The sequence below is a fragment of the Vibrio sp. 10N.286.52.C3 genome (assembly GCF_041468865.1).
Lineage (GTDB): Bacteria > Pseudomonadota > Gammaproteobacteria > Enterobacterales > Vibrionaceae > Vibrio > Vibrio crassostreae_C.
Map to the genome: position 1 here is coordinate 1 of NZ_JBFRJM010000089.1, position 6,422 is coordinate 6,422.

At 43.6% G+C, this 6,422-nt stretch carries 6 protein-coding genes and 4 tRNA genes; 7 read left to right on the top strand and 3 right to left on the bottom strand.

Annotated elements, in window-relative coordinates; all coding sequences use genetic code 11:
- Positions 1-607 precede the first annotated feature (607 nt).
- Positions 608-1,948, bottom strand: coding sequence for a CDP-diacylglycerol--serine O-phosphatidyltransferase (pssA, locus tag AB4138_RS22895; RefSeq protein ID WP_372074992.1), 1,341 nt, complete (start codon positions 1,946-1,948; stop codon positions 608-610).
- A 91-nt stretch (positions 1,949-2,039) separates the two neighbouring features.
- Positions 2,040-2,471, bottom strand: a complete 432-nt coding sequence (locus AB4138_RS22900; RefSeq protein ID WP_102429265.1) for a GNAT family N-acetyltransferase — start codon at positions 2,469-2,471, stop codon at positions 2,040-2,042.
- A gap of 66 nt (positions 2,472-2,537) precedes the next feature.
- Between AB4138_RS22900 and murB the strand changes: the two genes are divergently transcribed.
- Both murB and birA read left to right on the top strand, forming a co-directional pair.
- Positions 2,538-3,584: a UDP-N-acetylmuramate dehydrogenase gene (gene murB, locus AB4138_RS22905; RefSeq protein WP_102429266.1), complete on the top strand. Its 1,047-nt coding sequence runs from the start codon at positions 2,538-2,540 to the stop codon at positions 3,582-3,584.
- Positions 3,581-4,546 carry a bifunctional biotin--[acetyl-CoA-carboxylase] ligase/biotin operon repressor BirA gene (gene birA / locus AB4138_RS22910; RefSeq protein ID WP_372159034.1) on the top strand — a complete coding sequence of 322 codons (966 nt, stop codon included), beginning with the start codon at positions 3,581-3,583 and terminating at the stop codon, positions 4,544-4,546. The genes murB and birA overlap by 4 nt, the downstream gene beginning before the upstream one ends.
- Before the next feature lie 7 nt (positions 4,547-4,553).
- Here the strand turns inward: birA and coaA are convergent, their stop codons facing one another.
- Positions 4,554-5,477, bottom strand: coding sequence for a type I pantothenate kinase (coaA, locus tag AB4138_RS22915; protein ID WP_017066910.1), 924 nt, complete (start codon positions 5,475-5,477; stop codon positions 4,554-4,556).
- A gap of 210 nt (positions 5,478-5,687) precedes the next feature.
- Between coaA and AB4138_RS22920 the strand changes: the two genes are divergently transcribed.
- The 5 genes from AB4138_RS22920 to AB4138_RS22940 form a co-directional block, all read left to right on the top strand.
- Positions 5,688-5,763: transfer RNA gene (locus AB4138_RS22920), tRNA-Thr, on the top strand.
- 44 nt (positions 5,764-5,807) lie between these two features.
- Positions 5,808-5,892: transfer RNA gene (locus AB4138_RS22925), tRNA-Tyr, on the top strand.
- 39 nt (positions 5,893-5,931) lie between these two features.
- Positions 5,932-6,006, top strand: a tRNA-Gly gene (locus AB4138_RS22930).
- Between the two features lie 13 nt (positions 6,007-6,019).
- Positions 6,020-6,095 (top strand) — tRNA-Thr (locus AB4138_RS22935).
- Between the two features lie 94 nt (positions 6,096-6,189).
- A partial coding sequence (locus tag AB4138_RS22940) for a GTP-binding protein (RefSeq protein ID WP_240698606.1) occupies positions 6,190-6,422 on the top strand: 233 nt, incomplete at its 3' end.

The window sequence follows — 6,422 nt, forward strand, 5'->3', positions numbered from 1 at the left end:
TCACAATAATTCATCAATCTCAATTAGATCACATTTTTACTTTAATTGGTATAAAGACACCGAGCCCCTGCACTTCATGCTATTCCGGCACATATCAGAAAGCCTAGTCTGACGACTAGGCTTTCGTCGTTTCCTGCGTATGTGTTTTGGGTTTTAGTAGTAGATCCTTATCGCTAGCTATGAAGTACTTCTCTATATATCGGGAGGTGCTGCTTGGGAATATAGGTGGTCACTTCTAACTCTTAAGCTAAATAGAGCAGAGCACTAATCTGATTGTTTTACTATGTGAAATTCTCTATCGCGTACGAACCTCGCCGTAAGGAGTGACGAACGTTATTGCTTGAATACGTAAAGGGTAATTGTCGATTATGTTCGTATTGGTACTCGTTTAGCTGCTATCTAAACCATACCTGATACACGTATCTGGAACCCTGAGACTGACTAAGGAAAAGGTAGGATGCTTAACACTTCAAGCTATCACACTCACTATGCATAAATAGAGATGTTGATTCGAAAGACCATCAAACAAACCTAAATAGCTATCTCGTAGATACAAAAACGCCTAGCGTTTGCTAGGCGTTGATAAATAGTGTCTCTAATACATCGACTACAGTATTTGCTTAAGCACCCTATCGGCTTTCACACGAGTGATCTTACGAATCAACTTCTGAACTTCCATCGGGTAGCTCTCTACCTTGTCTAACTGCTTATAAGTACAGATAAGCTGAGTGTGTTGAAGGATGTTATCCACTTCAGCCTGAAACTTGTATGTTAGGTGATGGTAGTTATCTTGGATAAAGATACCGTTCTCTAGATCCAACTTCCATGCGCGTGGATTTAGATTATTACCTGTTAGTAGCATGTAGCGCTTATCTACCCAAATGCCCTTTAGGTGGAAGCTATTGGAATCGTGTTGCCAAAGTCGAATTGATAGATTACGGCTAGCAATATGAGCTTCATTCGCTTTAGCGAAACGGCGTAAGTTCAGTTCGTAAAGGTATGGCAAACCACCAATCGTTTTAAACTCTTCTTCTGGTGAGATAAAGAAATCATTCGCTGTCTTATCACCAACAACAATGCTGACCTTTACGCCACGCTTAAGTGCTTTCTTCACTTCTTTAGCTAGGCTAGGTGGGAAGTTGAAGTAAGGTGTGCAGATGAAGATTTCATCTTTAGCTTGAGCGACGAGTTGGTTGATTCCCTGATTCAGACGGTTACGTCTTTTACCGATACCAACCAATGGTGTTACAGCCACTTGCTCTGCTGAAACCTCTTGCCCTTCGAATTGATACTGAGACCTTGCCAATGATGCTCGAAACTGACGAATCGCTGGTTTCAGTTCTTTGGTCGCAGGCTTGTTCTTATCAGCCAGGTCATAAACAGCGCTGTCCGCAACCATCTGTTCGTGTACGTAGGCAAACATTGAGTCAGCAAGAGCTGCATTGTTTAAAACATGGTAACGATCAAAGCGATAGCGGTCATGGTAATTCAGATAGATATTGTTAAGGCTTGCACCGCTGTATATCACGCTATCATCGACGATAAAGCCTTTTAAGTGCAATACGCCAAAGACTTCTTTGCCGCGAACGGGAATGCCATAGACAGGCACAGAATGTTGATATTTCTCTGCGAACTCTTTATACATGGCTGCATTGCCTTCAGAAGACTCTGCGCCAATCAATCCACGCTGCGCCCGGTGCCAATCGACACAAACGCTCACGTCTAATTCTGGATTCTTTTGCTTTGCTTCATATAAGGCAGTTAGGATCTCACGGCCAGCCTCATCATCTTCAAGATACAAAGCGACTAAACTAATACGAGTCGTTGCGCGAGATATTTCATCAAGTAGGCGAGTTCGAAACTCTTGCGCTGATAGTAGTACTTCAAACTTGTCAGGATTCTGCGCTATGGTTGGCAACTGTATGAATGGATTCCTACTGGCAATCATATTGACTGTTTTACCTTAAAAATATGCAAAATTGCGAACCTTTAATTTTACCAAAGGGATAGCACCAAATACTAGATAATCGAGGCATTCTCTAACAATTTTGCTGATAATGCATAGGAATGAGATCTTTTCCGCTATTCGAATAGCGCTCGTATAAAACTCTTAAACCATTTGGTAGATCTTTAGGGTCTACTTGTACGAATTTGTGTCGCGCGTAAAAATTGATGAGATGAGCGTACGCAAAGCAGTAATCATCTTCCGTAAGCGTATGTTGCGCACAATAATCCATAAGCTGGGAGCCTAATTGCTGACCACGATGTTGTTTTGATATCGCCATACCGGTAAGTAAGCGATTATTTTCTATTGTACGAAAACGCACGACACCGCACAGTTCGTTATTCAGCAATAACGAATAGATCAGTTCACTCTTATTCGCTTTTCCCGTTGGGTAATGTTCTTTATAGAAACGTTTAACTAGGGGAACCTTTACTGGGTCTAATTGAGTAATGATGACATTGTTCATTCAGTCACTGCGCCATTGGTTTATCTGCTGTAGAATGACCGCAGTGTAAGTTAATTGAATATCGCCATGCAATTCCATCTCAATGCTAGTTTAAAAAATGTTCATACTTTTTCCATCGATCAGACGTGTGATGCGTTGGTTGAAGTCACCACTACCGAAGAACTTATTTCGCTTTACAAAGACCCTAAATGGTCAGCTTTGCCTAAGTTAATACTGGGTAAGGGCAGTAATATGCTTTTTACTGAGCACTTCGCTGGCCTGGTCATCGTGAATAAATTAGCCGGGATTGAGCTGGCCGAGACGGACAGTCATCACCTACTGCATGTGAGTGGTGGCGAGGATTGGCCAAGCTTGGTTGAGTGGAGTGTGGATAAAGAGCTGGGTGGTCTAGAAAACCTAGCAATGATACCCGGCTGTTCCGGCTCTGCTCCGATTCAGAATATTGGTGCGTATGGTGTTGAGCTACAAGACGTATGCGAGTATGTCGATATCCTGTGTCTGGATACTTATACAGTTAAGCGATTAAGCAAAGAAGAGTGTCTCTTTGGTTACCGAGATTCTATTTTCAAACACGCTCTCTACGATAAAGCGATTGTTGTTGCGATTGGTTTAACGTTGCCGAAAGAGTGGGAGCCATGCAATCACTATGGCCCGTTAAAAAGCCTAGCAGCCGATACGCTCTCCCCTCGCACTATATTTGATGAAGTGTGTGCTATCCGTTCAAGTAAGCTGCCAGACCCTAGAGTACAAGGGAATGCGGGTAGCTTCTTCAAAAACCCTGTGATCACCAAAGATCATTTTGATCGCTTGTTAGCTCTATATCCAAATATGGTTGGTTATGAGAGTAATGACATGATCAAAGTTGCTGCTGGCTGGCTGATTGATCAATGCCAGTTCAAGGGTGTGACAGAAGGTGGCGCTCAGGTTCACCCCAACCAAGCATTGGTTATTATCAATTATGATGAGGCTTCTGCTGTGGATATCCTTAAGCTTGCAGAGCGAGTGCGCCAGTCCGTTTTGAATAAATTCGATATTCGATTGGAACATGAAGTGCGCTTTATGGGACGAGACTGCGAGACAAACCTGGATAAGGCTTTGGAGTCATTGGCATGAGAGAGCACAGCACCAAGCTTGCACTATTGAGATGTCTTGCTGACGGTGAGTTTCATTCAGGTGAAGACCTAGGTGAAATGATTGGCGTATCACGAGCGGCTATCAGTAAGCACATTAAAGGTATTCAAGAGTGGGGTTTAGATATCTACCGAATACAAGGCAAGGGTTACAAACTAGCCAGTCGTTTGGATATGCTTGACCAAGACAAATTGTCTGCAGTTAGTCGCGATGCTTCTCTTGAACTCATTCCCATCATAGGTTCTACAAACCAACACCTATTAGAGCGCACTAACACCCTCGAATCGGGTTCTGTCTGTATTGCTGAATATCAAGCTGCGGGTCGTGGACGCCGTGGACGAGAGTGGGTATCACCATTTGGTGCAAACCTCTATCTTTCAATGTATTGGAGACTCGACGCGGGGATGGCTGCCGCAATGGGCTTAAGCCTTGTGGTTGGTGTAGCTGTTGTTGAAGCTTTGGAAGAGATGGGCGTAGAAGGTGTAAAGCTTAAATGGCCGAACGACCTTTACCACAATGACAAGAAGCTTGCAGGTATCTTGGTCGAGCTGTCAGGACAGTCTGGTGGCGCTGCGCATATTGTGATTGGTTTAGGGCTAAACCTATCCATGGATCCAACAACATCAGGTATTGGCCAGCCATGGACTTCCCTTAAAGAAGTGTGTGATGGGAAGGTGCCAGACCGTAACCAGTTAGCGCAGGCTCTGATCAATGCTTGGGATAAGTCACTTGTCGACTACGAGTTGAAAGGAATGTCCAATTTTTTAGAGCGTTGGAACCGCTTGGATAATTTCTTAGGTCGCAATGTTAGATTGATCATTGGACCTAGAGAAATTGAAGGTGTTGTTCAAGGCATCGATGAACAAGGTGCTGTATTGCTCAAAACTGAGAATGGTGTCGAGAGCTATATTGGTGGCGAGATATCGCTAAGAAAAGGCGACTAAGGCGTTACTATTTTCTTAGTAACACTTCTTCAACCATATGATCTGCGCCTTTACGTAGAATCAGGTGAGCCCTTTCTCTTGTCGGAAGGATATTTTGTTCAAGGTTCAAGCCATTAATTGAACTCCAGATACCTTCTGCTTTGTCCAATGCGGCTTGGTTCGATAATTTAGTGTAATGACTAAAGTAAGAGCCAGGCTTAGTAAACGCGCCATCGCGGAATTTCATAAAGCGATTGACGTACCACTCTTTGATTTGTTGGCTATCAGCGTCAACATAGAGTGAGAAATCAAGGAAGTCTGAAATAAACACGCGATGTGGCTCGTGTGGATAATTCATTCCGGTTTGTAAAACATTAAGCCCTTCAATAATAAGCACATCTGGTAGGTCGACGCACTTAACGTCATCAGTAATATTGTACGTAAGATGCGAGTAAACAGGGGCTGTGACATTTCTCTTGCAAGCTTTTACATCCGAAACAAAGTTCACTAAACGCTTGATATCGTAAGATTCAGGAAAGCCCTTTTTGCTCATCAACCCTTTCTCTTCTAACACCTCGTTTGGATATAAAAAGCCATCGGTTGTCACTAGTTCAACTTTTGGGTGGTTTTCCCAGCGAGAGAGTAGGGCTTTAAGCAGACGCGCAGTGGTACTTTTGCCAACAGCTACGCTACCCGCAATACCGATGATAAAAGGTGGCGCTTTCTCTTTCTTATCTAGAAATTGGTGGAGTACCGAGTTTCTATTCTGTCTGGCTGCCACATAGAGGTTCAATAGACGAGATAGCGGTAGATAGATCTCTACTGCCTCTTCCATTGTGAGCTTTTCATTGATGCCTTGAAGCTCTTTTAAGTCGCTCTCAGAAAGTGTCATCGGAACTAAATTCCTTAGCTCAGACCAACGTTCGCGGTCAAATGACATAAATGGGCTCATACAAAACTCTATAGTGGATAACAAAACAAGTGCATGGAAAATACATCAAGCGATAGATAAATAAAATATCTTCCTGTGCTAGATGCGTGTTAAAGATGGAAACCTTGAGCTAAATTGGCGTATGTAGGAGTTTGGTAAGAGAATTTTGCACTTTTTTTCAATTTACTATTGCAAGGTGGAAAATCATTCAATAAAATGCGCCCCACTTGTGCCGACTTAGCTCAGTAGGTAGAGCAACTGACTTGTAATCAGTAGGTCACCAGTTCGATTCCGGTAGTCGGCACCACTTTCTCCCTTCCTCTAAGGCAAGCGAGAGAAAGCTCAAAATTTGGAGAGGTTCCCGAGTGGCCAAAGGGAGCAGACTGTAAATCTGTTGGCACTGCCTTCGATGGTTCGAATCCGTCCCTCTCCACCATATTCTAAAGGTTAAATAGCTCAAACAGAGTTACGTGTTGCGTGCATCGTATAATGGCTATTACCTCAGCCTTCCAAGCTGATGATGCGGGTTCGATTCCCGCTGCACGCTCCAACTCATTTTGTGTGCTGATATAGCTCAGTCGGTAGAGCGCACCCTTGGTAAGGGTGAGGTCCCCAGTTCGACTCTGGGTATTAGCACCAGTCTAAAGCTTCTTCTCCTTTAATAAAGAAAACCATTTTTTTGGTTGCGTGGTCTTATTTTAAGCCACCTAATCCGTACCTAGAGGGACACCCCATGTCTAAAGAAAAATTTGAACGTACGAAACCGCACGTAAACGTTGGTACTATCGGCCACGTTGACCACGGTAAAACAACTCTAACTGCTGCTATCTGTACTACACTTGCAAAAGTGTACGGCGGTGTTGCTAAAGATTTCGCATCTATCGATAACGCTCCAGAAGAGCGTGAGCGCGGTATCACAATCGCAACTTCTCACGTTGAGTACGATACTCCAGCACGTCACTACGC

Coding starts and splice junctions, on each gene's coding strand:
- pssA (WP_372074992.1), bottom strand. CDS start 1,948: ATGATTGCCAGTAGGAATCCATTCATACAGTTGCCAACCATAGCGCAG.
- AB4138_RS22900 (WP_102429265.1), bottom strand. CDS start 2,471: ATGAACAATGTCATCATTACTCAATTAGACCCAGTAAAGGTTCCCCTA.
- murB (WP_102429266.1), top strand. CDS start 2,538: ATGCAATTCCATCTCAATGCTAGTTTAAAAAATGTTCATACTTTTTCC.
- birA (WP_372159034.1), top strand. CDS start 3,581: ATGAGAGAGCACAGCACCAAGCTTGCACTATTGAGATGTCTTGCTGAC.
- coaA (WP_017066910.1), bottom strand. CDS start 5,477: ATGAGCCCATTTATGTCATTTGACCGCGAACGTTGGTCTGAGCTAAGG.